The sequence below is a fragment of the Enterobacter sp. 200527-13 genome, from assembly GCF_027924865.1.
Classification (GTDB): domain Bacteria; phylum Pseudomonadota; class Gammaproteobacteria; order Enterobacterales; family Enterobacteriaceae; genus Enterobacter; species Enterobacter ludwigii.
The window spans coordinates 414,118-437,897 of record NZ_BSCM01000003.1; the positions used below are offsets into that span (position 1 = coordinate 414,118).

The 23,780-nt window shown below is 46.1% G+C and carries 21 protein-coding genes; 13 read left to right on the forward strand and 8 right to left on the reverse strand.

Annotated features, from left to right (window positions below):
* The first annotated feature begins 14 nt into the window (after window positions 1–14).
* The 4 genes from QMG44_RS14065 (at window position 15) to QMG44_RS14080 (ending at window position 5,988) form a co-directional block, all read left to right on the forward strand.
* On the forward strand, window positions 15–1,562 hold the full coding sequence (locus QMG44_RS14065; protein WP_014168350.1) for an MFS transporter: 1,548 nt from the start codon (window positions 15–17) through the stop codon (window positions 1,560–1,562).
* A gap of 363 nt (window positions 1,563–1,925) precedes the next feature.
* Window positions 1,926–2,747 carry a DUF4238 domain-containing protein gene (locus QMG44_RS14070; protein WP_281853113.1) on the forward strand — a complete coding sequence of 274 codons (822 nt, stop codon included), beginning with the start codon at window positions 1,926–1,928 and terminating at the stop codon, window positions 2,745–2,747.
* 205 nt (window positions 2,748–2,952) lie between these two features.
* Window positions 2,953–5,211 carry a hypothetical protein gene (locus tag QMG44_RS14075; RefSeq protein WP_248058259.1) on the forward strand — a complete coding sequence of 753 codons (2,259 nt, stop codon included), beginning with the start codon at window positions 2,953–2,955 and terminating at the stop codon, window positions 5,209–5,211.
* Between the two features lie 210 nt (window positions 5,212–5,421).
* Window positions 5,422–5,988 carry a recombinase family protein gene (locus tag QMG44_RS14080; protein ID WP_281853114.1) on the forward strand — a complete coding sequence of 189 codons (567 nt, stop codon included), beginning with the start codon at window positions 5,422–5,424 and terminating at the stop codon, window positions 5,986–5,988.
* 214 nt (window positions 5,989–6,202) lie between these two features.
* On the opposite strand, the gene QMG44_RS14085 is transcribed toward QMG44_RS14080, so the two are convergent.
* The 3 genes from QMG44_RS14085 to QMG44_RS14095 form a co-directional block, all read right to left on the reverse strand.
* On the reverse strand, window positions 6,203–6,619 hold the full coding sequence (locus QMG44_RS14085; protein ID WP_248058257.1) for a lysozyme inhibitor LprI family protein: 417 nt from the start codon (window positions 6,617–6,619) through the stop codon (window positions 6,203–6,205).
* 15 nt (window positions 6,620–6,634) lie between these two features.
* On the reverse strand, window positions 6,635–7,495 hold the full coding sequence (locus tag QMG44_RS14090) for a hypothetical protein (protein ID WP_248058256.1): 861 nt from the start codon (window positions 7,493–7,495) through the stop codon (window positions 6,635–6,637).
* 186 nt (window positions 7,496–7,681) lie between these two features.
* Entirely contained in the window at window positions 7,682–7,945 is a 264-nt protein-coding gene (locus QMG44_RS14095) for a helix-turn-helix transcriptional regulator (protein ID WP_281853115.1), read from the reverse strand.
* Window positions 7,946–8,044: 99 nt separating this feature from the next.
* On the opposite strand from QMG44_RS14095, the gene QMG44_RS14100 reads away from it, so the two are divergent.
* Both QMG44_RS14100 and QMG44_RS14105 read left to right on the forward strand, forming a co-directional pair.
* Window positions 8,045–8,692, forward strand: coding sequence for a LexA family transcriptional regulator (locus tag QMG44_RS14100; protein WP_281853116.1), 648 nt, complete (start codon window positions 8,045–8,047; stop codon window positions 8,690–8,692).
* Window positions 8,693–8,725: 33 nt separating this feature from the next.
* Window positions 8,726–9,514, forward strand: coding sequence for a hypothetical protein (locus QMG44_RS14105; protein ID WP_281853117.1), 789 nt, complete (start codon window positions 8,726–8,728; stop codon window positions 9,512–9,514).
* A gap of 1,574 nt (window positions 9,515–11,088) precedes the next feature.
* On the opposite strand, the gene QMG44_RS14110 is transcribed toward QMG44_RS14105, so the two are convergent.
* Complete coding sequence (locus QMG44_RS14110; RefSeq protein WP_248058253.1) at window positions 11,089–12,288, reverse strand: phage integrase SAM-like domain-containing protein; 1,200 nt, start codon at window positions 12,286–12,288, stop codon at window positions 11,089–11,091.
* A 219-nt stretch (window positions 12,289–12,507) separates the two neighbouring features.
* Here QMG44_RS14110 and QMG44_RS14115 point away from each other — a divergent pair, with 219 nt between their 5' ends.
* Window positions 12,508–13,845, forward strand: coding sequence for a hemolysin family protein (locus QMG44_RS14115; protein ID WP_014168349.1), 1,338 nt, complete (start codon window positions 12,508–12,510; stop codon window positions 13,843–13,845).
* Window positions 13,846–13,923: 78 nt separating this feature from the next.
* Here QMG44_RS14115 and QMG44_RS14120 read toward each other — a convergent pair whose 3' ends face one another.
* Window positions 13,924–14,130, reverse strand: a complete 207-nt coding sequence (locus QMG44_RS14120; RefSeq protein ID WP_003856054.1) for a DUF1107 domain-containing protein — start codon at window positions 14,128–14,130, stop codon at window positions 13,924–13,926.
* Window positions 14,131–14,454: 324 nt separating this feature from the next.
* Between QMG44_RS14120 and QMG44_RS14125 the strand changes: the two genes are divergently transcribed.
* Complete coding sequence (locus QMG44_RS14125; protein WP_086533165.1) at window positions 14,455–15,012, forward strand: YtfJ family protein; 558 nt, start codon at window positions 14,455–14,457, stop codon at window positions 15,010–15,012.
* Here the strand turns inward: QMG44_RS14125 and cysQ are convergent.
* The gene (cysQ, locus tag QMG44_RS14130) at window positions 15,006–15,746 is read right to left on the reverse strand and encodes a 3'(2'),5'-bisphosphate nucleotidase CysQ (RefSeq protein ID WP_014168346.1); all 741 of its coding nucleotides are present in this window, start codon (window positions 15,744–15,746) and stop codon (window positions 15,006–15,008) included. The genes QMG44_RS14125 and cysQ overlap by 7 nt on opposite strands.
* 190 nt (window positions 15,747–15,936) lie before the next feature.
* Between cysQ and QMG44_RS14135 the strand changes: the two genes are divergently transcribed.
* A complete protein-coding gene (locus QMG44_RS14135; protein WP_086533164.1) occupies window positions 15,937–17,880 on the forward strand; it encodes a bifunctional 2',3'-cyclic-nucleotide 2'-phosphodiesterase/3'-nucleotidase in 1,944 nt (647 codons plus the stop codon).
* A 44-nt stretch (window positions 17,881–17,924) separates the two neighbouring features.
* On the opposite strand, the gene QMG44_RS14140 is transcribed toward QMG44_RS14135, so the two are convergent.
* On the reverse strand, window positions 17,925–18,311 hold the full coding sequence (locus QMG44_RS14140; RefSeq protein WP_014168344.1) for a helix-turn-helix domain-containing protein: 387 nt from the start codon (window positions 18,309–18,311) through the stop codon (window positions 17,925–17,927).
* A gap of 84 nt (window positions 18,312–18,395) precedes the next feature.
* Between QMG44_RS14140 and QMG44_RS14145 the strand changes: the two genes are divergently transcribed.
* The 3 genes from QMG44_RS14145 (at window position 18,396) to QMG44_RS14155 (ending at window position 21,191) form a co-directional block, all read left to right on the forward strand.
* The gene (locus tag QMG44_RS14145; protein ID WP_086533163.1) at window positions 18,396–19,244 is read left to right on the forward strand and encodes an SDR family oxidoreductase; all 849 of its coding nucleotides are present in this window, start codon (window positions 18,396–18,398) and stop codon (window positions 19,242–19,244) included.
* An 81-nt stretch (window positions 19,245–19,325) separates the two neighbouring features.
* Window positions 19,326–20,150 (forward strand): AraC family transcriptional regulator, encoded by an 825-nt coding sequence (locus tag QMG44_RS14150; protein ID WP_086533162.1) that lies wholly within the window; start codon window positions 19,326–19,328, stop codon window positions 20,148–20,150.
* Between the two features lie 75 nt (window positions 20,151–20,225).
* Window positions 20,226–21,191, forward strand: coding sequence for a DMT family transporter (locus QMG44_RS14155; protein ID WP_086533161.1), 966 nt, complete (start codon window positions 20,226–20,228; stop codon window positions 21,189–21,191).
* Here QMG44_RS14155 and QMG44_RS14160 read toward each other — a convergent pair.
* Entirely contained in the window at window positions 21,188–22,837 is a 1,650-nt protein-coding gene (locus QMG44_RS14160) for a methyl-accepting chemotaxis protein (protein ID WP_086533160.1), read from the reverse strand. The two genes, QMG44_RS14155 and QMG44_RS14160, sit on opposite strands and share 4 nt — an antisense overlap.
* A gap of 245 nt (window positions 22,838–23,082) precedes the next feature.
* Here QMG44_RS14160 and ytfE point away from each other — a divergent pair, with 245 nt between their 5' ends.
* On the forward strand, window positions 23,083–23,745 hold the full coding sequence (gene ytfE, locus QMG44_RS14165; protein ID WP_047954951.1) for an iron-sulfur cluster repair protein YtfE: 663 nt from the start codon (window positions 23,083–23,085) through the stop codon (window positions 23,743–23,745).
* Window positions 23,746–23,780: the final 35 nt, after the last annotated feature.

A 23,780-nucleotide genomic window follows, 5' to 3' on the forward strand; every position in this document is an offset into this window, starting at 1 on the left:
CACTGGATATTATTATGGTCAAACCAACTGAACGTAGAGTTGGTTATGGCGTGGCGCTTGGCTACGGCATAACCGATCTGTTTGGCGGAGGCGCTTTCGCCATTATCGGCACCTGGCTGTTATTTTTTTACACGACCTATTGCGGGCTGTCTGTTATTGAAGCGGGCTCTATATTTGCTATCGCCCGCGTCATTGATGCGCTGTTAAGCCCGATCATGGGTTATATCACTGATAATTTTGCGGGTACCTGGCTCGGCCGTAAATTTGGCCGTCGCCGTTTCTTTTTATTACTGAGTTCCCCGTTAATGTTTTTGTATGCCCTGCTGTGGCTGACGGATATGGGATACTGGTATTACCTTGGAACCTATCTCTCTATTGAACTGCTGTCGGCGATGGTGCTGGTGCCGTGGGAGACGCTGGCCGCAGAAATGACGAACCGCTACGAAGAGCGCAGCCGACTTTCAGGGGTGCGCATGATCTGCTCTCAGCTTGGGGGGTTCCTTGCCGTTTCCGTCCCCGGCGTCATTATGCAGTTCACCGGGAAAGACAATCCGTTTACCTATACGCTCACCGGACTGATATTTTCCTGCGTTTTTTGCCTTGCGGTGTTTATTACGTGGTACACCACCTGGGAAGCGAAAGATGTGCATCAGGAGTCCGATTTTAAGATAGATAACCAGCGCAGCAGCGGGGTAGCCAATCATCTGAAATATCTGGTACTGGACCTCTTTTCGTCCTTTCGCATCCGCGCATTCCGCCTGCATATCATTATTTATATCTTCTCGTTTACTGCGATGGACGTCTTCGGCTCGGTCTTTACCTATTATGTCGTTTATTGTCTGAGCCAGGATGCGGCGGCCGTGTCGGGCTGGCTGAGCATTGCCGCCTTTGCCTCGGTACCAGGCACGTACGGATTTATGCTGCTTTTGAACCGGCTGAATATCACGCCGTCCGCGGCGCTGCGCCTCTCTTATGGCTGTATCTTCGCCGTGCTGGTATTCCTGTTTACGGTCTACCTCACCAAAACGCAGGTGCCAACGCTGCTGTTCTCGGGGGTCTTTATCCTGCTCGGTGCCGCCCGCTCTGGTCTTTATTACATCCCGTGGAATATCTACAGTTTCATTCCTGATATCGATGAGATTGTGACGCAGCAGCGCCGCGAAGGGATTTTTGCCGGGGTGATGGTATTGACCCGCAAAAGCACCGTGGCGATTGCCATCATGATCATCGGCCTGGTGCTGCAGGAGTCAGGGTTTGTGAAGGGCAGCGGCGCACAGCCTGAAAGCGCGCTGGGAGCCATTATCGGCCTGCTGATTTTCGCGACGGCGGCCCTTCTGGCCGTGAGCTTCTTCACGACCTACAAATTTAAACTGACCCGCGAGACGCACAAGCTGCTGCTGAAGGAGATTGCGCGCCGCAAGCTGGGCGGAGATTATCGCGATTGCGACGCCAACACCCGCGTGGTGATCAAACAGCTCACCGGCTATGAGTATGACCAGGTGTGGGGAGGGGATGCCACGCGCCGGGCGGCAGGAAACGCCAGTTTATCCGCAGTAAAATAGCCGTACGTACCGGACAGCGCTTCGCTGTCCGGCCGGTTTTATGCCAAAATGTGACCTCTGGCAGATTTACACGCCTTTACGCTATACTACCCGCTGAAATAATCAGCTCAACGCTACGAGCTGACGTTCTATGTGTCTTCACACAAATGTAATTAACTTCCCTTCCGAGGATCTGGCTGAAGCCGGATAAACTATGTTAAACAGCCATTTTGAATCCACTTTACTGGGGCAGTATGTCAGTGTTGGTGCGAGTTTGATGGAATTTGGACCTTAGCTATAACTATTGAAAAGATCAAGATATTATGATTAAAGTACGGGTCGGTAGAAGATATAATTTTCTTACTTTTCAAGGGAAGAAACCTGATGAGTTATCCCAAAAAACATCATTACATCCCTGCGTGCTATCTGAAAGGCTTTACCAATCAGGGTAAAAGGACATCTTTATTCTGGGCATTTCCAAAAAATAAGCCTGGATTTAAACATGGTACAAACCCTAATGATGCATGTGTGAGCAATAATTATTATAAATTAGAAGAAAATATACGTCCGTTCCTAATTGAAGAATGGTACGGTAATACAGTCGAGACACGTATAGGTGAGTTTTTAGAGACCATAGATACGAGTAAAGGAATTAATTCCGAAGATGAAGGTTTAATCTGGTTGTTATCGTCTTTATTTTTAAGAAATTCACAACATAGAAATAACATCGAAACACCTCTAAGACAAGAACGAAAAATAGTCGAATCAATGAAAAAAGATCTTAATCAAAGGAATGTTACCTTAGGCATGTCAGTGAGGGATTACATTATCGATGACATTATTGAATATGAACTCAAACAAACCAAAATTGCCTCTTATTACCTCCCTCAATTCAATTACTCACTAATCAAAGCACCAAATAAAATTAATACCATCACAAGTGACTCACCTTTTATTTTATCTCATAATCGATTGCAAACATTTGGATTAGCTACTCCAGGGTCAATGATATTAGCCCCGTTAAATAAAAATACATTTCTTTTTGGATGTAAAGAAATGAAATTAAGTCCAATTCATAACGCAACAGATAAAACAATCGCAGATTTAAACACAATGATAATGCTTTCCTCGAATGAAAAGTGTTTTTCTAATAACGATCATTTTTTCATACTTGATGCACAAGATAATATCGCAAGGTATCCATGATCAATTTATAATCTAAAGAACACGCATTAACTATAAATTTATATATGTAAACATATCACTTGGCAACCATATGAGTACTCCCATTCAAAACTGGTAGCCGATTAATGCTAAAAAATGACGCACCACTAATTTCTATAAAATTCAGCTTTACATATAACTTCAAAATACGAGACAATTACAAAAAGTAACGATTTTGAGAGGAATTATGAATAGTTATGATTTTTCCAGACTAAATGATAAAGACTTTGAAGACCTGGTAATTGATCTAATTAAAATTGAAATGCCAGGTACTAATATAGAAAGATTTATGCCTGGAAGAGATAGCGGTATGGATGGTAGATTTTATATAGGTGGGAATAAGGTCATTATCCAAAGCAAACATTATGTTAACTCAAGCTACTCTGCTTTAATTAATAATTTGAAAAAAGAAGCAGCAAAGGTTGCAAGAATCAATCCTTCACGTTATATATTGGCTATCGGAAAAGGATTAACAGATGTTAGAAAGAATGAGATAATCAGTATATTTGGAAGTAGATATCTCCGGAGTGATGATATATTTTCAATTGAAGATATAACACATAAATTATCTCAATATAAAAATATCGAACGTAAGTACTATAAACTCTGGCTTAACAGCACTTCTTTTTTAACATCAATATTGCATAATGACATTATTGGAAAAAGTAGTCATATTCTTGAGCAAATAAAAATAAATTCAGAAAAATACGTAGAAACACGAGATTTCGCCACAGCTAAGAATAAAATTGAACATTTCAACACCCTTATAATTACCGGCGAACCAGGCGTTGGAAAAACAACTCTTGCGGAACAATTATGTCTTAATTATATATTAGAAGGATATCAGTTAGTTTATATAGAAAGCGACATAGAGGAAGGTGACAAAATCATTGAGCCAGATACAAAACAACTTTTCCTTTATGATGATTTTCTTGGAAGAAACTATTTAGAAGCATTAAGAAACAAAGAGGATTCAAAGATAGTTAGATTTATAAATAGAATCCGTTTCAAACCCGAAAAAAAATTAATTCTTACCTCCAGAACGACTATACTAAATCAAGGAAAAGCATCAAGTGAATTATTTTTTATTAATAACACTGAAAAGCATGAATATGAGGTTGAGGTAAAAAACCTTGATATAATAGATAAAGCTAAAGTTCTTTATAATCACTTGTGGTTTAGCGAACTGCCAGACGAATTCAAAGAGTGCATTTGGAAAGAAAAAAGATATAGAAAAATAATTTCGCATAAAAATTATAACCCCCGGTTAATTTCATTCATTACAGATTATGATAAAGTTTCGCATCTTGAGCCAGAACATTACTGGGAATATATAGTTGAGAGTTTAGACAATCCCACAGCTATTTGGGATTATATGCTTACGAAACAAGTACCTAAATGTGTATTTTATTTAACTTATCTTGTATCGCTAAATAACGGAAAAATATCTGAAAAGGAGCTAAGTGAGAATTATGATAATTTGTTAGAAATAATAAATTTCGATCGCTCACGAAATGATTATCTTGATTTTAAATCCTGCATATTACATGCAGTTAAATCAACATTACAACGCAAATTGGAGGAAGGCAAAGACGCGATATACGATGTGCTAAACCCATCAATTTCTGATTATTTAATTGCTAAAATAAATGATAACCTATCGCTTATACCATCATTTTTCTTAGCACTCTCATCTATACAATCACTTAACAATTTAAACACATTACTAAATAAAAAAATTGCACCAAATGCTGCAAACAAAATCGCAGATACCTTATTAAGTAACATTCATAGCAACAAAACTGAAGACTATATCATTGAACTTATTGAATTAATGATATCTAATAATAATTTATCACATAGTGTTAAATTAAAAGCAGCAAGGATTTTAAATACAAATACCCTCCCCTTAAGCAAATATTTTACAAAATATAATTATAGGATTGCAAAAATAATTCATTGGTTATCTTTAAATGATATAGATTGGATAGGTTATAAAAAAACACAGGAATACACAAAGTTAACGTTACTAACCAGTGGCGACGATCTTGACTATGAAGATTTAAATATTTTAAGCCATATTTCCAATGTTATCAGTGACGATGAATTACTGGGTGATATCCGTACCTCTTTATTAGAGTATTGGTATGATTTTGTGCATGAATTTATTTCAGAAAGTAATGAATTTAGCGAGTATTATGATGAGCAGGAGAGTTATTTAATTAAATCGAAAGCAAAGGATATGGTTAAGGATATGTTATCCGAAAGCTCGATAGTTTTTAACGAAAGTGAAATTGATGACATTATTGATAATATTGATGTACAATCAATAATAGAGAGCAATATCGAAAATTATTCTGATTGGGATGGACAAGAATATACTCAACATGGTGGATATCAGGATAACGGGTTTGATGGTGTTGATGACATATTTTCAAGGGAGTAATTGTTAGCCAGAGATTATGCCACGCACCTCACTTTTATCCGCATACTGATATGCTACTAAAATATAGTGTAGCGATTAAGCATCCTTAATCGCTACATACCGCACATCCTCCTAAAGCCTGATTAAGCGTAGCGATCTGCCTTGATTTTTCATCGCTACACTCTATAATAAATCGCAACACACAAATCGATACAGTATAGAGATTTTGACATGGCACACATCGCTTATATTCGCGTATCCAGCTTGCAACAAAACAGCGAGCGACAATTAGCAGATACGGGGATCACCTTTGAAAAAGTATTCACTGAGAAAGTAAGTGCGAAAAATACCAATCGTGAAGCATTCTTAGCGATGATGGAGTACTTACGCGAAGGCGATACTTTGCATGTGCATGACATCAGCCGCCTTGCCCGTAATACAACCGACCTTCTCTCAACTGTAGATACTTTGACTAAACGGGGTGTCGCGATCCAGTTTCATCATGAAGGCATTAAGACGGGAGATAACTCACCTACTGGTAAACTGGTTCTAACTTTACTTTCGGGAATTTGCCAAATGGAACGTGAAATGATGCTGCTCAGGCAAAGAGAGGGTTACGAAGCAGCTAAGGCTGCTGGTCGTATTGCTGGACGTGGAAATGGTAGGCATATCCCGCGTACTGAAATCCTCGCCGCATTGGCATCTGGCGGAAGTGTTCGCTCTGTAGCTGCTGACTTCGGTGTAAGTACCAACACTATTAGCCGAATCAAGAAAGAAATGAATTGTGCGGCATCTTAAGTTAAGCAAATGATTTCTTTCACACAAACAGAAAAGACTTTGCATGACCTAATGCACAAATACTTTGATACTGGAACAGAAGATTACGTGATGTTTGGCGTTTTGCTGTGTGAATGGAGTGATGAAAGTACTTTACGAATTATTAATAGCGGTTTTCCACCAGCCCTGACTCATCGATGGCAATAAAAAAGGTAGCCTACGCTACCTTTTAACATCAGCCACCAAGATTTGTACTATTCCTGAGTCGATAAAGATCTAATGTTTTATCGCGGATGATATTCATTTTGCTTTCAGCCGCAATCAAACTCCAGATAGTACCCTCTTCTTTTTGATAAAAAGCCTCAATTCCTTTATTATACGAATCTCTGTATTTTATCCATTGCCTTTGTGAATCTCTTAGGGCAGCACGCACATTTTCAGGCTGATCTTTCATTAGCAGTTTATATTGATTCCCAAGCTCAGTATCCCACGCTGTAGTAGCTTTAATATAGCAATTCTGTGAGTCAATGGTACTAACAGCATCCATCTTGCATTTTTGTAATGTGCTATCAATATTTTGCTTAAGTTCATCAGCAGAGGCCGATAAACACAATAGCAAACTTAAACTTATAACAGCCGCTTTAAAATACATAATCCTGAATCCATTTCAATTATCAGTTTGTACTGTAACACGATGTTCTATCTCGTTAAGATGAGCTATACCACAGTTTTCTAATTGAGAACGGGCAAATCTAATATCGTTGTTGGCTCTCTGGATGTCAGGATCGGTTGTAGGACTCCTCCCCCCTGCAAATGGCGAAATACCCGACCGGGTTAAAGAATCAGAGGTTTCATTCCAGTACTCAATGGCTTGCTCAGACGCTGCATTAGCAGCTAACAGTCGATTGAATTCACGTGAGCATGACTTCTTTTGAACAGCAATGTAATCATCGACCCAAACACCATGTTGTTTGTAGATATTTTCAGCTACTAAGTACTTACCACTACTCTTGTCGAGACTATTAATCTTACTTTCGATGTAGTCTTTGTTCTTTTTTTCTAATGCTACAGCGGCAGCATGTTTATCGGCTAATTTTATTGACTCATCTTGCTTAGCTTTAACCTCAATCCACTTTTCTCTGTTAAAGATCCCGGCACTCTTCGCTTCAGAGAATTGATCTTCGATCATAAAACCAAGATTCTTTCCTTGTAGGTTCATCATATATACATTAGCTTGCCCAGCTATTAATAATAAAATGACAATGATGATAGGCAGAAGAAAGTTATTAAAAAACTTTGGAAATTTTTGCGTTAATGCGGGGTGGTTTTCTTGTATAGATGGAATGGCTATAATTGACCACCAAAATGAGATGATCATAACCATACTCCAAAATGCTAAAGTAACTAATGCAAGTAATACTGTAGCAAATGACATCCCTGGTTCATTGAATGTACTAAAATAACTATAAACCATGGACGCCATGATTAAACCGAATCCCATATAAACAAAAAACTGTATTTTCTTCATTTTTATTTTCCCTTGTTATTTTATTACTCGTTTTATATTACCGAGGGAGTCAACTTCTACTCTGACAAGTTTTCTACATGCTCCGCACGAACCTACACCTGTACCACTGCTTTTTATTCCGGTGTTAACTGTCGTAGTACTTCCACAATGCGGACAAACCACTGTATATGTTGCGTATGCCACAATTTATTCCTCACTATTGCTGTAACGTTCGGGCCAGATTTCTTCTCGGGTGACCCCAATATAATCGGCAATGATCTGCTCACCTTTTGGCCAATGCCTCTCAAGGGCGTTGTATAGCGTTCGTTCATGTAAGCCGTTGTCTCGGGACAACTTAGCCAACGAACTACCTTTCTTGCGTATAGCTGCAAGTACATCGGCCCGATGCCAGTTTCGAGTACTGGCATTTGATTCCTTTTTTTGAGATCCTTTTTGTTTATGATTCTTCATTATGATCACTCATTACTTAATAATGAACATGATTGATCAATAAAATGAACAAGTCAAATCGAATTAGGAATACAATTCCTTAAGTTGAATGGCGATAGAATGATCGATAAAAAACAGAGCATCAAAGAGTTCAGTGAACGCTTAAAGCAGGTCATAACATCTCTTGAAACGACGGGTAGAGAGTTCGCGGCACGTGCAGGTATTGGCTATAGTACCGTGCATAACTATCTTCATGCTGCATCAAGCCCCACTCTTGATAACCTGGTGCTGCTCGCTAAAGCAGGTAATGTATCTGTTGAGTGGCTTGCCACAGGTCAGCAAAGAGAAACAGAGATATTAGAATCTGATGTTTTATGTGTACCTTTTATTGACCACGAAAATGATGTGCTTAAGCTGGACGCTCGCTTACTTGAGATGATAGATGTGAATTCGCTCTTTGCCATTAGAGTGGTAACTGATGTCATGCATCCTACCTTCCTACCTGGGGCAGTGCTAATAATTGATACTAACGATAAAAAGTTGACGGATAATAAACTTGTCGTATTAAAGCAAAACAGGAACTATTTATTCAAACGAGTTCAGTTTCTATTAAACGGGATTCAGTTATTAAGCGACAATATGAACCACCCACCCATTACTGTAACTAATATCGATATTGAAAAAATGAACATCATTGGTACGGTAGTAATGATAATTAATAATACCACATCTACCAAGCCATTTATTTACACAAGAAATGACTTATAAAACAGGTCATTTAAAGCTAATTAGAGGGAAAAAATGCTATCTAATCGCTTGAATTATATGTTAATTGGAGTGGTTATATGCCTATGTATTGTGACCATTGCAGTTATGCTTAAAGCACTGATATTCGGAGTTAAAGAAATGACCGTTAGTGATTACTCAAATGTAATTATAGCCATATGTAACGTCGCAATGGCCATTGCAGCATTATATGCCGCTATTAACGCAAAAAACTGGTTGGGTGCAAAGAAAAAAGAGACATCATTGCACTTGGTGGCTAAATTTCACGAAAATCATATTATTCCTTTAGAGGGTATGATGCGGAGAGCTTTATTAGGGGTTGAAATAATATCCAACGAAGTGATTTTAAGAAAAAATCGTGAACAGTTTGAGAAAGAACGAAATGAGAATAATAACCCCGTTGTTCAGAAAAATATAAAAACCTTAATTAGTCACTTAAATGAATCATATAAAATATATCGCGTATTTTATATGACTGAAAAAATTAACATAAGAAAAAGCGAAACAATACTACAACTTCATGGGTGGAAATTAAATAACAAAAAAAATTATGAAGAACTTATGCGTAAACAAACAGATTTCTTTGAATCGCTTCTTTCTGCAATTGATCAGTTAGATAATTATATTTCCATATATTATGGTACAGATAGAATAATGTCTCATAAAGCCAAAATTGGCGATGACTCTATTTTCTTTGATGCAGACAAATTCTATCTATTGCGTAGTTTTGAGAAAAAATTGTCTGTGTTAGAAGATGAAGTAAACAGCATTACAAAAAAGCTTAGCTACGACATCTGGATATAATCTCATCAATGTCTACTATGAATAATGTTCGCCCATTATTCATAGTAGACGTTTATTTTTCATAACTCTATATTAAATAAAACCTTCCATTCATTAAATTCAATTGCTTTAGCATTACCCTATTCTGAAGGTAGACTTAGCAAACAAAAGAAACATAATGATCTTGCTATATAGAATCCGTATGATATCTGTTATGCATGGCGTTTAAACTGTCTCGCTTTACAAGCGAACCAGGAATTTCATTCGATGTTAAACTCACTACGCTCGTTTAAATCGAATTTCAATTCATTTATATGTCAGCCTTACTGATAAACTTATATTGAATTTAATAGCTTTAACAGCGTTACCCCTTGACGGGATTTCTTGGATACATTTTGATCCCCCACTAAGGGGGAAGAAATTCAAAATATACAATTAATTTGTATTTCTTGACGCTGATACTCATCAACATTTCATACAGCGAATTTTGAATACAACTATATTGTACTCAAGCGGAAGCGGGTTGCCCTGTTTCTTCCTATCGCCATTCTCTGCAACGGTCGTAGCTCATCGCTACTCTTCTTATAAAAGCTGTATGAATAACTCCTATAAGCGTCTAAGTACTTCTCGAATTCTGGACGGATCTATATTGTATAAATTCGCCACTGAATCTATTAGAAGTAATAGACTCCCTTATACCATTTGGTAAGGATTGGCCTTATATGTCTATCAAGGGAATCTACGGGGTATTATCCGATTCCTTTATAGTGCCACATTGCCGTGACTCCTGCGTTTTCGTCTTTTTTGTCTGGAATTTACGCTCGGGAAATTTGCACGGGTTTCATTTGCACTGCGTTCTGCTGAACAACTCATCTGCCATCTACTTGTCGATAGGATCAGGTTTTAATTTATTATACCAAGGGTAATGACGCTCTTATCATTACCCCACGACTAACGGGTACACCAACAGGATTTTAACTATACATATAGTATAGGACATAATTTAAATTCATTTCATTTTTTCTTCTCCCCCTATAAATATCTACCGATATTTATAGGGAATGAAATATGCGTTTTTTAGTACATTTATATTTAATAGCTTGTATTACTAAGTGTTGCTAAGTAACCTGCCTTTAGATTATGGAATAATAGCAACGCACCTGTTCCTATCGCACAACAAAAAAACTAAGGAATCGGTTACCCATTGAAAATATGATGAAAATTTTAGCATTATAACCAAAGAATAAAAATAAACAATGACAAAAATATTCAGCACATATAAAAACACATAAAATAAAAATGAATGTGGGTTATTTTTTAGCATTGATTATATTTGTTTTTATTAACAACCTCTTATTGCTGTCTTTAGAAAACTTCCTTTCCTCTTCCCTTATAATACATTCATACTCTTCTTCTGATAATTTATAATAAGATAGTGTCTTATCATAATAATGTTCTTTCATTCTCATATATTAAACCTCACATTTTTTATAAATTCACTATTCCTTTTAGTATAGGATATAAAGGGAAAGAATTTCACAAATGATTTAAAGTAATGTACTTCACGATAACACATCCATGTGCTTGTTTTTAATTCAGATACGATCAATCACGTGTTTCATTTGCAGAAGTGGTTGTTTACTCCTGTATGTTCTATCCGTCATTGTTCGATGAGCATGTCCAAGTATCGAGAATCTTATATGGTCAGGTACTTCTTGAAGATCTCTCAATCGGTCTGACAAACCATATCTATAGTCATGTGCTGTATGTTTCATGCCTGCTTTTTTGAAAGCCTTGCTTACGGCATTACTTGCAGATGAATTATTAACCCAATGATATATTGGTTTCTCTTCCCATATACCAGCCTTTAGAAGACTATCACTTAAAGGTATATCGCGAATTGACTCGTTATTCTTAACGGTTTTAGTACCAGCATCATTAATGCTGATACATTTAATGAGTATTCCTTGGTCTTCTTTCTCAATATAATCATTTGAAGAGATTTGGATCGCCTCACCGATACGTACTCCTGTGTAAAAAAGTAGGTTTAGTAACCACCATAAGGATCTGGTATTGGCAACATGCTCAGAAGAAATTAATTTTTGATGCTCCCTTAATGAAACACCCGTTTTAATACTCATATTTTCAACATGCTTATAGTTCATCCCCAAAAAAGGATTCTTCACGATGTAATCACGTTGCTTCATAGCGAAATTGAACATTGCAGAAACCTTAATAATGGCATCTTGTCTGGATCGAGGTGACTTACCCGACTTATCAAGAAACTTTTTATAAGTACTCACCGTCTTTTTCGTAACTGAATCGACTGGGATATCCCCACACCATTCCAGGAATCCATTTACCGTTCTCTCATTAAGCACTTTGGTACTCTTCGCCCAATCAGAACTCATCTCTTCAAGCCACTCATTAAGTACTGATGACAATAGAGGGGAAATGCTCTTTTCTTGTATTACTGGATGCGGCGAGACATGACATACAGAGACGGCGGATAAAAATTCATCCTCTATTTGCTTATCTCTGGCCTTTAGAAGCGTTTCACGAATCAATAGTGGATTTGTATTCCCCATTAGCTGAGAGAGCCTTATAAAGGCTTCAGTGAGCTTTACGGCACGATACTGAGCCACATTTCTGTCCTGGGTGCGTAGGCTAACCCGAAGAAGTTTCCCAGCTAATCGACGCTGCCACATGAAAGAGCGTTCAGAGGAAGCTGTCCTGTCTAAAAAACGCACATTTTGCTGTATAAAGATTGGATAAAGATCTGGTAAAGATTGCATGAAAACCCTCTTCAAATGAGAATGGTTCCCATCAATTCCCAAACACAACACTTCTCGGTACTTAAGCGTCAAAATGTGACCTCTGGCAGATTTACATCTCTTTACGCTATACTACCCGCTGAAATAATCGGCTCAACGCTACGAGCTGATGTTCAATGTGTTTCCACACAAATGGTATCAACTCCCCTTCTGAGGATCTGGCGAGAAGCCGGATAAACTATGTTAAACAGTATTTTAGTGATACTTTGTCTCATTGCCGTCAGTGCATTTTTCTCGATATCCGAGATCTCGCTGGCCGCCTCCCGTAAAATCAAACTGAAACTGCTTGCTGACGAAGGCAACGTTAACGCATCACGCATACTCAAAATGCAGGAAAACCCGGGAATGTTTTTCACCGTGGTGCAGATTGGCCTGAACGCGGTCGCCATCCTGGGCGGTATCGTGGGGGATGCAGCATTTTCACCGGTGTTTCATGGCCTCTTCGCACGCTACTTTTCACCTGAACTCTCCGAGCAACTGAGTTTTATTCTCTCCTTCTCGCTGGTGACTGGCCTGTTCATCCTCTTCGCTGATCTGACCCCGAAACGCATCGGTATGATTGCGCCAGAAGCTGTGGCTTTGCGCATCATCAACCCGATGCGCTTCTGCCTGTTCCTGTTCCGTCCGCTGGTGTGGTTCTTCAACGGCCTGGCCAATAGCATTTTCCGCCTGTTTAAAATTCCGATGGTGCGAAAAGACGATATCACCTCTGATGATATCTATGCGGTCTTCGAAGCGGGTGCCCTGGCGGGCGTGCTGCGCAAGCAGGAGCACGAGTTGATTGAGAACGTGTTTGAGCTGGAATCCCGTACCGTACCGTCATCCATGACCGGACGCGAAAACGTGATTTGGTTCGACCTGCACGAAGACGAGCAGAGCCTGAAGCAAAAGGTGGCCGAGCACCCGCACTCCAAGTTCCTGGTCTGTAATGAAGATATCGACCACATCATCGGTTATGTGGACTCGAAAGACCTGCTGAACCGCGTGCTGGCCAACCAGAGCCTGGCGCTCAACAGCGGCGTTCAGATCCGCAATACCCTGATTGTTCCGGATACCCTCACCCTCTCTGAAGCGCTGGAAAGTTTCAAAACGGCCGGTGAAGATTTTGCCGTTATCATGAACGAATACGCGCTGGTGGTGGGCATCATCACCCTCAACGATGTGATGACCACGCTGATGGGCGACCTGGTTGGCCAGGGTCTGGAAGAGCAGATTGTGCAGCGTGATGAGAACTCATGGCTTATCGACGGCGGTACGCCGATTGACGATGTCATGCGCGTGCTGGATATCGACGAGTTCCCGCAGTCAGGTAATTACGAGACCATTGGCGGCTTTATGATGTTTATGCTGCGAAAAATCCCGAAACGTACCGACTCGGTGAAGTTCTCTGGCTACAAGTTTGAAGTGGTGGATATTGATAACTACCGCATCGACCAGTTGCTGGTGACGCGTATCGATAATAAACCGACCGTGCTGGTGCCGCGGATGCCTGACGCAGAAGAGAAAGTGTCGGCGTAAGGTCCATAAACATCAACGGCTCCCATCGGGAGCCGTTTTTTTATCAACTGCGTTTTTAACTACTGCATAGCACGTTGGTTAAGCCATCTCAGTTTGCAGACGCATAACCTGACGGTTGACTTCAGACATCACAGACAGATGCTGCTTGTCCTTCACTTTTGGGATAAGGATCTTGCCCTTATCAAACTCAAAAGCGCCAACATCCTTGATATACAACCGTCCACGGAACAGGATCTTCACGTACTTCGCCACCTGAAGCGGGTTGTAGCGTTGGAAAATTTTCATTCTTGTATCTCCTGCGAATCATACGCTCTTGCGGTGCCACAATCGGCCCGACTGTCCTGAGCGCAAATTTTGTTGCCCAAAGACTATAGACCAGAACTACGGTGTTACCCAGTATGCATAAGTTTATTTACCGTTTGATTACAATTATTCAGAATAATCTTTGCAAAGCTTCACTCAGGGCAGTATAAGCCGTCGTTTTTTCATGGATATGTGCGTTCACCCGCAAACTGGCATCGGGATTGCGGGAAAACCACATTGATCGCACTTATGATTAAAAGCGTATGACCAAGTGGTCGGATCACCTGCAAACAATAAGGAAACACCATGACCCTACGTACTATCCTTGCAGCAGCCTGCCTGCTTCTGCCCCTGTGGGCTAGCGCTCACGCGATTGAAAAAGGACAACGAGTACCACCAGTCGGCATTGCTGACCGGGGAGAATTGATTCTCGACAATGATAAGTTTAGCTACAAAGCGTGGAATAGCGCGCAGCTCGCAGGCAAAGTGAGAGTTGTACAACATATTGCCGGTCGTACATCCGCAAAAGAGAAAAATGCCAACCTGGTGGAAGCGATCAAGGCCGCAAAATTCCCACACGACCGCTACCAGACCACCACGATTGTTAATACTGACGATGCCATTCCTGGCTCCGGAATGTTTGTGCGTTCAAGCCTTGAGAGCAATAAAAAACTCTATCCGTGGTCGCAGTTTATTGTCGACAGCAACGGCGTGACGCGTAAGGCGTGGCAGCTGGAGGAAGAGAGCTCTGCAATCATCGTGCTGGATAAAGACGGCCGCGTGCAGTGGGTGAAAGACGGGGCATTAACCCTGGAAGAGGTGCAGCAGGTTGTCGCCCTGCTGCACAAACTGCTGGCTCAATAAATAGAGACGCGGAAGCCGGGGTTAAGGAAGGATTCGCGCGGGGTGTAGTCCAGCGGCTTACCCTGCCAGTCATGAACATGTGCCCCGGCGGCCGTGGCGACCGCATGCCCTGCCGCGGTATCCCAGACGTTCGTTGGCCCAAAGCGAGGATAGAGCTGGGCATGGCCTTCCGCCACCAGACAGAATTTCAGTGATGAACCAATCGAGGTCGTCTGGTGTTCACCCAGCTGTTGCAGATATTCCTGCAGTTCGCTGTCGCTGTGCGACCGGCTGATCACCACCAGCGGTGGACGCGCATCGCGCACCTGAATCTGCTTACGCACGCCGCACTCTTCCTTCCACGCCTTACCGTCTGCAGCGCTGTACATGACTTTCATCACCGGCGCGTATACCACCCCAAGCACCGCTTTGCCTTTTTCAATCAGCGCGATGTTGACGGTGAACTCACCGTTACGCTTGATAAACTCTTTGGTGCCGTCGAGGGGGTCCACCAGCCAGTAACGCTGCCAGTGCTGACGCTCGTCCCAGCTCTGCGGCGCTTCTTCTGACAGGACCGGGATATCCGGCGTTAAGGCCTGCAGTCCTTGCAGGATCACCTTGTGAGCCGCGATATCTGCCGCGGTGACCGGAGAGTCATCTGCCTTGCTGACGACCTCCATCGGTTTTGCACCGTCATACACCTGCATGATGGCATCTCCCGCATCCCGTGCGAGCTGACAAATCTTATCTAACATTCTCCACCTCTTTGTTAACGCAGTGGGGTTAACTCTTTGTTTTAGTTATATCGTAATGGGAACAATTCCGCTATCTGTGAAGCAATTCTGGTTTCATGGCGCTTTTTTCTGTCAGGATTCACATTTATGTAAGCAACACGCTATAGATACATATTCTTTTGTGGCCTGGATCGAAAAAAGGACTCCTCTGATGATTAAGTTTAGCGCAACGCTCCTGGCGACGCTGATTGCAGTGAGCGTACAGGCGGCGACGGTAGACCTGCGAATTCTGGAAACTACCGACCTGCACAGCAACATGATGGACTTCGATTACTACAAAGATACCCCGACGGAAAAATTCGGACTGGTACGCACGGCAAGTTTGATCGCTGCCGCCCGCAATGAAGTTAAAAACAGCGTACTGGTCGACAACGGCGATCTCATTCAGGGTAGCCCGCTCGGGGACTACATGGCGGCGAAGGGGCTGAAAAAAGGCGAGATCCACCCGGTGTATAAAGCGATGAACACCCTGGACTATACCGTCGGCAACCTGGGCAACCACGAATTTAACTACGGCCTGAAGTACCTGCACGATGCGCTGGCTGGCGCGAAATTCCCGTACGTTAATGCCAATATCATCGACGTTAAGACGCAGAAGCCGCTCTTTACCCCCTATCTGATTAAAGAGACCGAGGTTGTCGATCAGGACGGTAAAAAACAGACGCTTAAAATCGGCTATATCGGCTTTGTGCCGCCGCAAATCATGACCTGGGATAAAGCCAACCTCGACGGGAAAGTGACCGTTAACGATATTACCGGAACTGCGCGCAAATACGTGCCGGAAATGCGCGAAAAAGGCGCAGATCTGGTGGTGGTGGTTGCGCACTCGGGACTCTCCGCCGATCCGTATCAGGCCATGGCGGAAAACTCCGTTTATTATCTGAGTGAAGTCCCGGGCGTCGATGCGATCCTGTTCGGCCACGCCCACGCGGTCTTCCCGGGTAAAGATTTCGCCAGCATCAAAGGGGCGGATATCGAAAAAGGCACACTCAATGGCGTGCCGTCGGTGATGCCGGGTATGTGGGGCGACCACCTTGGTGTGGTGGATCTGGTCCTCAATAACGACGGCGGCAACTGGAAGGTCACTCAGTCAAAAGCAGAGGCGCGCCCGATTTACGACGCTGCGGCTAAAAAATCACTCGCCGCCGAAGATAAAAAACTGGTCGACGTGCTGAAGCACGATCACGACGCCACCCGCGACTTCGTCAGCAAGCCGATCGGTAAATCGGCGGATAACATGTACAGCTACCTGGCGCTGGTGCAGGATGACCCGACTGTCCAGGTGGTTAACATGGCGCAAAAAGCCTATGTCGAACACGTTATTCAGGGCGACCCGGACCTGGCAAAACTGCCGGTGCTGTCGGCCGCGGCACCGTTCAAAGTGGGCGGGCGTAAGAATGACCCGGCAAGCTACGTTGAAGTCGAAAAGGGCCAACTGACCTTCCGTAACGCCGCCGATCTCTATCTCTATCCGAACACCCTGGTGGTGGTCAAAGCGACGGGCAAAGAGGTGAAAGCGTGGCTGGAGTGCTCCGCCGGGCAGTTTAACCAGATTGATCCGCACAGCAGCAAGCCGCAGTCGCTGATTAACTGGGATGGCTTCCGGACCTATAACTTTGACGTGATTGACGGCGTGGAGTATCAGATTGATGTTACCCAGCCTGCAAAATATGACGGCGAATGCCAGGTCATTAACCCGCAGGCCGAGCGCATCAAAAACCTGACCTTTAAGGGCAAAGCCATCGACCCGAATGCCACCTTCCTGGTGGTAACCAATAACTACCGCGCCTACGGCGGCAAGTTTGCCGGCACGGGAGATGGCCATATTGCCTTTGCCTCACCGGACGAGAACCGCTCGGTGCTGGCGGCGTGGATCAGCGCGGAGTCCAAAAAAGCGGGGGGCATTCATCCGGCAGTGGACAACAACTGGCGCCTGGCCCCCATTCACAGCGACACGCCGCTGGACATCCGTTTTGAAACTTCACCGTCCGATAAAGCGGCGGCGTTTATTAACGATAAAGCCCACTATCCGATGAAGAAAGTTGCAACGGATGATATTGGCTTCGCCATTTATCAGGTGGATTTAAGCAAGTAACGCGGTGTGTGCCGGGTAGCGGCTTCGCCTTACCCGGCCTGCCTTTACGCCGCGCGTTCTTCCCGGTTCGCCATCACCTGCGGCGTATGCACTTCTATCCAGTCCGCCAGCGCGGCCACTTTCTCACTCACCTCTGTCCCTAACGGCGTCAGGCTATACTCAACGTGCGGTGGTACAACCGGATACGAGACGCGATTAACAAACCCGTCCTGTTCCAGCGCCTGTAGCGACTGGGCCAGCATCTTTTCGCTGACGCCTCCCATTTTTCGGCGCAGGTCGCTGAAACGGTGGGTTCCCTGCCGCAGGGCCACCAGAATCAGCACGCCCCAGCGGCTGGTGACATGTTTGAGAACCTCTCTGGAAGGACACTGTTCCGCGAAGAGGTTGCCATCGCGCATTTGTTCGCTAAGTGTCGGTATCGTTGTTTTCATACTTACCTTTATGTACGTACTTACTAAAAGTTAGCTATGGTGCTAGTGTGCCACAACACCAGACAAACACGAAGAGGATTCATCATGATCGCAATTACCGGCGCAACCGGCCAGCTTGGCCAGCTCGTTATCGAACAGCTGTTAAACACCGTACCGGCAAACCAGATTGTGGCGATTGTCCGCAATCCGGCAAAAGCTGAAGCCCTGCGCCAGCAGGGAATTACCGTTCGTCAGGGGGATTACGCTGACGAAAGCACAATGACCTCCGCGCTTAAGGGCGTAGAAAAGCTGCTGCTGATCTCCTCCAGCGAAGTGGGTCAGCGCGCCACCCAACATCAGAACGTCATTAATGCTGCCAAAGCCGCTGGCGTGAAATTCATCGCCTATACCAGCCTGCTGCATGCAGATAAATCGCCGCTGGGTCTGCACGTTGAACACGTCGCGACGGAGAAGGCGCTGGCGGAGTCCGGCATCCCTTACGCCCTGCTGCGTAACGGCTGGTACACCGAAAACTATCTGGCGAGCGCACCGCCCGCGCTGGAGCACGGCGTATTTATTGGCGCGGCCGGTGAAGGCAAAATCGCCTCTGCCACCCGTGCGGATTACGCGGCTGCCGCGGCAAAAGTCATCTCCGGGGACGGTCATGCAGGCAACGTATACGAGCTGGCCGGCGACCACGCCTGGACGCTGAGCGAACTGGCGGCCGAACTCAGCAAACAGAGCGGCAAAAACGTGGCGTATCAGAACATGAGCGAGGCGGATTTTGCCGCGGCGCTGAAGGGCGTTGGCCTGCCTGCCGGGCTGGCGGAGATGCTGGCGGACTCCGATGTGGGCGCGTCTAAAGGCGGTCTGTTTGACGACAGCCATACGCTGAGCAAACTGATCGGGCGTCCAACCACACCGCTTTCAGAGAGCATTAAAGCCATTCTGTAAATGTTGCAAAATGGTTATTTTTTGTAGCATCCCCTCGGGTCATCTCTGATAATGGAGAGATGACTCATGAGGAGGTTCACCGTGCAGGGCGTACCGGAACAGTTCATTGATGAGAGAGACAGCGCGCGCTTTCGCCATCTGGCGCATTTGCCGGGCCTGGAGCTTTATCACGCGCATATTTCTGACTACGCCTTTGAGCCTCATACGCATGAAGCCTTCGGCATCGGCACCATTGAAACCGGTGCCGAACGCTTTCGCTATCGCGGTACCCAGCATCTCGCGGCGGAAAAATCCGTCGTGACCATGAACCCGGACGAGATCCACACCGGGGAGTCGGCGACGGATGGCGGCTGGCGCTACCGGATGGTTTACATTGAACCCGACCTGCTGGAAGAGGTGACCGGCCTTCGCCACTGGTGGTTTAGCGACGTAACCCGCCATGACCCGCTGCGCTCACAGCAAATCGGCAGGCTTATCTATGGCCTGTGGCATACGGACGACCCGCTGGCGCAAAAAGGCTTGCTGCTGGATCTGATCGAGACCTTCCAGCCGTTAGCCCGCCACGCGCCGGTTAACCGGGAAGGTGCACACCGGTTCGAACGGGTTCGTGAGTATATGCACGACAACTACATGCACGCCCTGACGCTGGACGAGCTGGCCAACGTGGTCTCACTCAGCCCCTACCATTTTCAGCGCCAGTTCAAGGCGCATTTCCATGTCACTCCGCATCAGATGCTGATGGCTATCCGCCTGTGGCGCGCCAAAGCGTTTCTCACGCGCGGCATGCCCGCCGCCGAAGTCGCCGCCGCGACCGGGCTGACCGATCAGTCCCATTTGACTCGCGCCTTTACCCGCCGCTATGGCATTACCCCCGTGCGCTACCAGAAACAGGTCGTTAAGCGCTGATGCGCAACCTCATACAATACGCACGCCCTTCCCCCTCCTACACTGAACGCAGAATAAACCGATGTGGATGGAAAAATGATTAGTGGTGTGTTGTATGCCCTGCTTGCGGGTCTGATGTGGGGACTGATCTTTGTCGGCCCGCTGATCGTGCCGGAGTACCCGGCAATACTGCAGTCGACCGGACGTTATCTGGCACTGGGACTGATTGCTCTCCCGCTGGCGTGGCTCGGTCGTGCACGTTTGCGTCAGCTCGGCCGACAGGACTGGTTCACCGCGCTGGCGCTGACCATGATGGGCAACCTTATCTATTATGTTTGCCTGGCGAGCGCCATTCAGCGAACCGGTGCACCGGTATCTACCATGATTATCGGTACGCTGCCCGTGGTGATCCCGGTCTTCGCTAACCTGCTTTACAGCCACCGCGACGGGAAACTGGCGTGGTCAAAAATGGTACCAGCGTTGGTGTGTACCGCCGTGGGGCTGGTCTGCGTCAACATTGCCGAGCTGCAGCATGGGCTGGAGGACTTCTCGCTGTTGCGTTACGGTTCTGGCATCCTGCTGGCATTCGTTTCCGTGGTGTGCTGGGCGTGGTATGCCCTGCGCAACGCGCGCTGGCTGCGGGAAAACCCGGATAAACACCCGATGATGTGGGCGACGGCTCAGGCGTTGGTCACGCTCCCGGTTTCGCTTATAGGCTATGTGGGAGGCTGTCTCTGGTTAGGCCACCAGCAACCGGATTTCGCTCAACCGTTCGGACCGAGACCGTGGGTCTTCGTCGGGCTGATGCTGGCGATTGCGGTGCTCTGCTCATGGGTGGGCGCGCTGTGCTGGAATATCGCCAGCCAGAAGCTGCCGACGGTGATTTTAGGGCCGCTGATTGTATTCGAAACGCTGGCCGGGCTGCTTTACACCTTCCTGATGCGCCAGAGCGTACCGCCGCTGTTAACCGCCTGCGGGATTATATTGCTGGTCGTTGGGGTCGTGATGGCGGTGAGAGCAAAGCCGGAAAAACCGATGGTCGTTCCGGCTTCAGAGAGTTAAAACGTTTCCCAGTTCGCTTCAGACGTCGCCGCGACAGGTTTAGCCGCTGGAGTGTAGCTTTTCACCGGCGCGGCGTTGACCACCGGGTTGCGGGTAATTTTAAACACCGCCACCGCTTCGTTCAGGCGTGCCGCCTGATCTTCCAGCGCGGCCGCCGCTGCCGCAGACTCCTCTACCAGCGAGGCGTTCTGCTGGGTCACGCGATCCATCTCGGCCACCGCCTGACCTACCTGATCGATACCGCGGCTCTGCTCGTCAGAGGCAGAGGCAATCTCGCCCATGATGTCGGTCACGCGGGTGACCGCATTCACGATCTCCGCCATCGTCGCCCCGGCTTCGTTTACCAGCTGTGAGCCGGCATTCACGCGCTCGCCGGAATCGTCGATCAGCGCTTTAATCTCTTTTGCCGCCTGAGCGCTACGCTGGGCCAGGGTACGCACCTCACCTGCGACCACCGCAAAGCCACGGCCCTGCTCGCCTGCACGCGCGGCTTCCACCGCCGCGTTCAGCGCCAGGATGTTGGTCTGGAAGGCAATGCCGTCGATTACGTTGGTAATTTGCGCAATTTTGCTGGAACTGGTCGCAATGTCGTCCATGGTGCGCACCACACCCTCTACCACGTTACCGCCCTTCTTCGCGGTTGAGGAGGCATCGAGCGCCAGACGGGAAGCCTGACGTGCGTTATCGGCGTTTTGTTTTACCGTGGCGGTCAGTTGTTCCATGCTGGCAGCCGTCTCTTCCAGAGAGGCGGCCTGCTGCTCGGTACGGGAAGAGAGGTCGTTGCTGCCCGCAGAGATTTCCCCTGCACCGGTGTAAATGGTGTCTGCACCTTCACGCACCACGCCCACCGTGTTTGCCAGCGAGGTTTGCATCTCCTGAACGTTGCGCGTCAGGATTGCCATTTCATTCTTACCCTCTGCCTGAATCGGCTGGGTCAAATCCCCTGCGGCAATGGCGCGGATATGGCCGATCACATCCTGCAGCGGCAGCAGCAGAACGCGGCGCATCGCAATCCAGCTGGAGACGATCACGGCAATCACCAGCAGCATGACCGCGGAGAGGATCCACAGGATACGTTTATAATCGTTTTCGTTATCTTTAATTCCTCTGTCCGTGAGGACGGCCTGCGCTTCACGCCATTCACGGTACACGTTCTGCATCGCGGTCTGTTTCTGCTCCGCATTCTGCTTGAACATATCTTCCAGATTGCCCTGGCCCAGCAGGACGTTCATTTGCGTCAGCGTGGCGGAGTAAATGCGGTACTGCTCTTCCAGACGGTTAGCCAGATTCTCGTCCAGACCCGGAGTATTAGGCAACGCGTAGTATTTATCGTAATGGGACTGCGCATCCGCCAACAGGTTCTTCGCCGTGTTCACCAGTTCATTCAACTGGCCGCCGTTAATCTGAGACGCCATGCTGCTTTGCAGACGCAGCATGCCGCGGTTCAGGGTGACGCGGGCCTGGTTGAGGCTGATCCATGCATCGGTAAACTCGGCGACATTCTGGCTTGAGAGCTGCGAGACGGTGAAGTTATCTTTGTCGTTATTCAGCGCGTTGATAAAAATGCCGGCGGAAATGACTTGCATGATGCCGAGCACAAGCAGCACCGAAATAAGAAGGGTAATGACTTTTATACGTTTAAACATGCGTTGCCTTTTTTATATGCAGGTTTGTCTGACGTGGATATATCGGCAGGCACGGCGAGTTGTTTACTGTTCCCCCACGTTAAAAAACTTTCTAAAGTAATTTCCTGCATTCATTCAGGAAGTTAAAAGGCATTATTTTTTTGTGATCTGGTTCTCACTTTGCCCCTTCCCTCTAAAGGGTTATAGCACCGCCTAAAAGATGTATTTAAAATGCACTTTATATTATTGATGACGAGGTAACTGCTATGGCCTTCCGCGACCAACCCCTTGGCGAGCTGGCGCTCTCCATCCCGCGCGCGTCCGCGCTGTTTCGTAAATACGATATGGATTACTGCTGTGGCGGTAAGCAAACCCTGGCACGTGCCGCCTCGCGTAAAGAGCTGGATGTGGGGCTCATTGAAGCGGAGCTGGCGCAACTGGCTGAGCAGCCTATTGAGAAAGACTGGCGCACTGCAGCCCTTGCCGACATCATCGACCATATCATTGTGCGTTTTCACGACCGTCACCGTGAACAACTGCCTGAACTGATCCTGCAGGCGACAAAAGTGGAGCGCGTTCACGCCGACAAACCTTCCGTACCGCGCGGTCTGGCGAAATACCTGACCCTGCTTCACGAAGAGCTTTCCAGCCACATGATGAAAGAGGAGCAAATCCTCTTCCCGATGATCAAACAGGGTATGGGCGGCCAGGCGATGGGGCCCATCAGCGTCATGGAAAGCGAACATGATGATGCAGGCGAACTGCTGGAAGTGATTAAACACACTACCCATAACGTTACACCGCCACCAGAGGCGTGCACCACGTGGAAAGCGATGTACAACGGCATTAACGAGATGATCGACGACCTGATGGAGCACATCAGTCTTGAGAATAACGTCCTGTTCCCGCGTGCCCTCGCAGGTGAATAAAAAAAGGCGCCCGAGAGCGCCTTCCTGAGGTTATC

What these genes read in the sequence shown, in the direction of transcription:
- QMG44_RS14110 (WP_248058253.1), bottom strand. Translation starts at nt 12,288, where the DNA reads ATGCAATCTTTACCAGATCTTTATCCAATCTTTATACAGCAAAATGTG.
- QMG44_RS14095 (WP_281853115.1), bottom strand. Translation starts at nt 7,945, where the DNA reads ATGAAGAATCATAAACAAAAAGGATCTCAAAAAAAGGAATCAAATGCC.
- QMG44_RS14155 (WP_086533161.1), top strand. Translation starts at nt 20,226, where the DNA reads ATGATTAGTGGTGTGTTGTATGCCCTGCTTGCGGGTCTGATGTGGGGA.
- QMG44_RS14140 (WP_014168344.1), bottom strand. Translation starts at nt 18,311, where the DNA reads ATGAAAACAACGATACCGACACTTAGCGAACAAATGCGCGATGGCAAC.
- QMG44_RS14085 (WP_248058257.1), bottom strand. Translation starts at nt 6,619, where the DNA reads ATGTATTTTAAAGCGGCTGTTATAAGTTTAAGTTTGCTATTGTGTTTA.
- QMG44_RS14160 (WP_086533160.1), bottom strand. Translation starts at nt 22,837, where the DNA reads ATGTTTAAACGTATAAAAGTCATTACCCTTCTTATTTCGGTGCTGCTT.
- QMG44_RS14120 (WP_003856054.1), bottom strand. Translation starts at nt 14,130, where the DNA reads ATGAAAATTTTCCAACGCTACAACCCGCTTCAGGTGGCGAAGTACGTG.
- QMG44_RS14100 (WP_281853116.1), top strand. Translation starts at nt 8,045, where the DNA reads ATGATCGATAAAAAACAGAGCATCAAAGAGTTCAGTGAACGCTTAAAG.
- QMG44_RS14115 (WP_014168349.1), top strand. Translation starts at nt 12,508, where the DNA reads ATGTTAAACAGTATTTTAGTGATACTTTGTCTCATTGCCGTCAGTGCA.
- QMG44_RS14065 (WP_014168350.1), top strand. Translation starts at nt 15, where the DNA reads ATGGTCAAACCAACTGAACGTAGAGTTGGTTATGGCGTGGCGCTTGGC.
- QMG44_RS14080 (WP_281853114.1), top strand. Translation starts at nt 5,422, where the DNA reads ATGGCACACATCGCTTATATTCGCGTATCCAGCTTGCAACAAAACAGC.
- QMG44_RS14075 (WP_248058259.1), top strand. Translation starts at nt 2,953, where the DNA reads ATGAATAGTTATGATTTTTCCAGACTAAATGATAAAGACTTTGAAGAC.
- QMG44_RS14105 (WP_281853117.1), top strand. Translation starts at nt 8,726, where the DNA reads ATGCTATCTAATCGCTTGAATTATATGTTAATTGGAGTGGTTATATGC.
- QMG44_RS14135 (WP_086533164.1), top strand. Translation starts at nt 15,937, where the DNA reads ATGATTAAGTTTAGCGCAACGCTCCTGGCGACGCTGATTGCAGTGAGC.
- QMG44_RS14070 (WP_281853113.1), top strand. Translation starts at nt 1,926, where the DNA reads ATGAGTTATCCCAAAAAACATCATTACATCCCTGCGTGCTATCTGAAA.
- QMG44_RS14090 (WP_248058256.1), bottom strand. Translation starts at nt 7,495, where the DNA reads ATGAAGAAAATACAGTTTTTTGTTTATATGGGATTCGGTTTAATCATG.
- QMG44_RS14125 (WP_086533165.1), top strand. Translation starts at nt 14,455, where the DNA reads ATGACCCTACGTACTATCCTTGCAGCAGCCTGCCTGCTTCTGCCCCTG.
- cysQ (WP_014168346.1), bottom strand. Translation starts at nt 15,746, where the DNA reads ATGTTAGATAAGATTTGTCAGCTCGCACGGGATGCGGGAGATGCCATC.
- QMG44_RS14145 (WP_086533163.1), top strand. Translation starts at nt 18,396, where the DNA reads ATGATCGCAATTACCGGCGCAACCGGCCAGCTTGGCCAGCTCGTTATC.
- ytfE (WP_047954951.1), top strand. Translation starts at nt 23,083, where the DNA reads ATGGCCTTCCGCGACCAACCCCTTGGCGAGCTGGCGCTCTCCATCCCG.